At 73.5% G+C, this 2,907-nt stretch carries 4 protein-coding genes; all 4 read right to left on the minus strand.

The window, feature by feature from the left end; genetic code table 11:
* The coding region (locus tag ACTIR_RS0101740) for a COX15/CtaA family protein (protein ID WP_026452996.1) at positions 1–533 on the minus strand (533 nt) is incomplete at its 3' end.
* 10 nt (positions 534–543) lie between these two features.
* The gene (locus ACTIR_RS21155; RefSeq protein WP_052583679.1) at positions 544–1,263 is read right to left on the minus strand and encodes a formylglycine-generating enzyme family protein; all 720 of its coding nucleotides are present in this window, start codon (positions 1,261–1,263) and stop codon (positions 544–546) included.
* A 151-nt stretch (positions 1,264–1,414) separates the two neighbouring features.
* Entirely contained in the window at positions 1,415–2,143 is a 729-nt protein-coding gene (locus tag ACTIR_RS0101750; RefSeq protein ID WP_233345799.1) for an ABC transporter permease, read from the minus strand.
* 98 nt (positions 2,144–2,241) lie between these two features.
* Positions 2,242–2,907, minus strand: a 666-nt coding sequence (locus ACTIR_RS0101755) for an ATP-binding cassette domain-containing protein (RefSeq protein ID WP_026452998.1), incomplete at its 5' end; no start/stop codon positions are given.

The raw sequence follows: 2,907 nt of genomic DNA on the forward strand, positions 1-2,907 counted from the left end.
GGCCTGCTGCGGGTGGGCACCCGCGGGCGCGGCGGCTCGTCCCCCTCGGTGAAGGCGCGGTGCAGCAGCACCGCCAGCCACACCAGGATCGTGGAGGCCAGGAAGTGGATCGCCACGGTCCACCACAACAGGTGCGTCATCACGGTGATGCCGCCGATGAGGGCCTGCACCACGACCCCCGCGGGCATCACCCAGGCCAGGGCGAGCAGCCGCGTGCGGCCCGGGTGGTCGAGGAACACCCGCCACGCCACGACGACACAGGCGGCGGCGACGGCGACGACCACGAACGTGAGCAGCCGGTTCCCGTACTCGACCCACTGGTTGATCATGGCGTACTCGGGGTGTTCGACCGGCGTCATGCTGCCGGGGAAGCACTGCGGCCAGGTGGGACACCCCAGCCCGGACCCGGTGACCCGCACGATCGAGCCGGTGACCCCGATACCGCCCTGGGTGATGATCGCCGCGACGGCGAGGGCCCGCTGAACCGCGTGCGACGGATACGGCAACCGGGCCACGAGGGAAGACAACTGCACGTCCCGGATACTACGACGATGCGTAGGGCACATGCCCGGGTGGTTCCGCGTCGCCGTCACCGGTGGGCCGGGACCGGGCGACGCGGAAGCCGATGTCGTCGAGCCGGAGCGTGGGGTGGCTGCGCCTACGCACCGAGGCCCGGCAGCTCCAGTGTTCGTCGCACCATCCGCCGCCACGCAGTACCCGGTAGTCGGGATGGTCGACGCCGCCGTCGGTGTCCCAGCACCATTCCCAGACGTTGCCCAGCATGTCGTGGAGTCCCCAGTCGTTGGGGCGTTTCCCGCCGACCGCCCGGGGGCGTTCGGCGGAGTTGCCGCGGTACCAGGCGACCTCGTCCAGCGGGCCGTAGCGTGGTCCTCCGGTTCCGGCGCGGCAGGCGTGTTCCCACTCGGCCTCGGTCGGGAGGCGGAAGCCGTTCGCGGCGTGGTCCCGCGCGACGGTGTCCCACGCACCGATCCGGTAGACCGGGGTCAGTCCGGCGAGATCCGACAGCGCGTTGCAGTAATGCACGGCATCCCACCAGGAGACCGTCTCGACCGGGAGTCGTGCCCCGTGCGTGACACTCGGCCACAGACCGGTCACCCGCGCATAGGACTCCTGGGTCGTCGGCAGCGTGGCGAGTTCGTAGGAGTTCACCACCACCGGGCGCCGGGTCCGTGTCACCCGGTCGGTCACGGCCACCCGCCCCGCCGGGATGGTGACCAGTCCGACCTCCACCACACCCTCCACCGGGGCACCGTACCCCGCGGTGCCCCGTACCTCGACCGCATTTTCCGTGAAGGCCCCCTTGCCTGCGTCCCGTGCCGTGAAGGAGTCCCTCGCTGCGACGCACGCAGCGAAGGGGTCCTTCACGGCACACCCCGAGGGGGAAGCGGCGGGGTCAGGTCAGGCGGGTCGTGCGGGTGGCCAGGGTGGCCGCGGCGGCGGCCCAGGCGGTGAGGGTGAGTACCGGGGTGACGGCGAGCGTGCCGTCGGTGAGCGCGACCCGCAGGCCCTCGGCCAGGGCACCGGAGGGCAGGTACGGCACGACCGCGGCGAGCGGGCCGGGCAGGGCGTCCGGTGCCACGAGGATGCCCCCGGCCAGCAGCAGCGCGAACCACACGACGTTCGCCAGCGCGAGGACGGCTTCCGCCCGCAGCGCGCCCCCGAGCAGCACACCCAGCGCGCCGAAGCTCACCGTGCCGAGCGCCAGCAGCGGTACCGCGACGAGGGCTCCGGCCGACGGCGGTGCCCAGCCGAGTGCCGCCGCCACGCCCCCCAGCACCAGGGTCTGCAGGGCCACCACCACCAGCGCCGCGACGAGTCTGCCCAGCACGAGCAACCACCGGGGCAGCGCGGTGGCCGCCAACCGCTTCAGGACGCCGTAGCGCCGGTCGAACCCCAGCGCGATCGCCTGCCCGGTGAACGCCGAGGACATCACCGCGAGGGCGAGCACCCGCGGTGCGACCCAGTCCACCCGGGTCGCCGTGGAATCGGCCCCGGGTACCGGGATCACGTCGAGCAGGCTCAAGCCCAGGAGCAGGGCGAGCGGGATGAGCAGGGTGAGCAGGATCTGCTCGCCGTGCCGCAGGGTCAGGGCGGTCTCCACCCGCGCATGGGTGAGCAGCATCCGGCCGAGCCGACCCCGTCCGGGGTCCGGGGTGAAGGTCCCCGGTGCGAACCGGGGTGCGGCGGGGCTCCCGGTCGGGAGCCCGTCCCGGGGCGGGGTCACGTGCGCAGCTCCCGTCCGGTCAGTTCCAGGAAGACCTCCTCGAGGTCCCGCCTGCCGACGTGCAGCTCCTCGGCCAGCACCCCCTGCTGGGCGCACCACGCCGTCACGGTGGAGATCACCTGCGGGTCCACCGCACCGCACACCCGGTACGCGCCGGGGGCGGACTCGCGCACCAGGTACCCCTCGGGCAGGGCGGCGACCAGCAGTTGGGTGTCCAGACCGGGCCGGGCGCGGAAGCGCAGCTGGGCGTCCTCGGCGTGCTCGGCGGTGAGCGCGTCCGGCGCCCCGGAGGCGACGACCCGGCCGCCGTCGACGATCACCACGTCATCGGCCAACGCCTCCGCCTCCTCCATCAGGTGTGTGGTCAGCAACACGCTCACCCCGTCCTCGCGCAGCCCGGTGAGCAGGTCCCACACCAGGCGCCGCGCCTGCGGGTCCATGCCCGCCGTCGGCTCGTCGAGGAACACCAGTTCCGGCCTGCCCACGATCGCGCAGGCCAGGGAGAGCCGCTGCTGCTGCCCGCCGGAGAGGCGCTTGAACGGCGTGCGCCGGACCTCGGCGAGCCCGAGCACGTCCAACAGCCACGCGGGATCGAGCGGCCGGGCCGCGCAGGCGGCGACCAGGTCGAGCATCTCGCCCGCGCGGACGCCGGGGTAGGCGCC

Source organism: Saccharomonospora iraqiensis subsp. iraqiensis (genome assembly GCF_000430445.1).
In the GTDB taxonomy this organism is placed as follows: domain Bacteria; phylum Actinomycetota; class Actinomycetes; order Mycobacteriales; family Pseudonocardiaceae; genus Saccharomonospora; species Saccharomonospora iraqiensis.

Excerpts from the sequence above, each read along its gene's own strand:
- ACTIR_RS0101750 (WP_233345799.1), bottom strand. The coding sequence starts at position 2,143 with ATGCTGCTCACCCATGCGCGGGTGGAGACCGCCCTGACCCTGCGGCAC.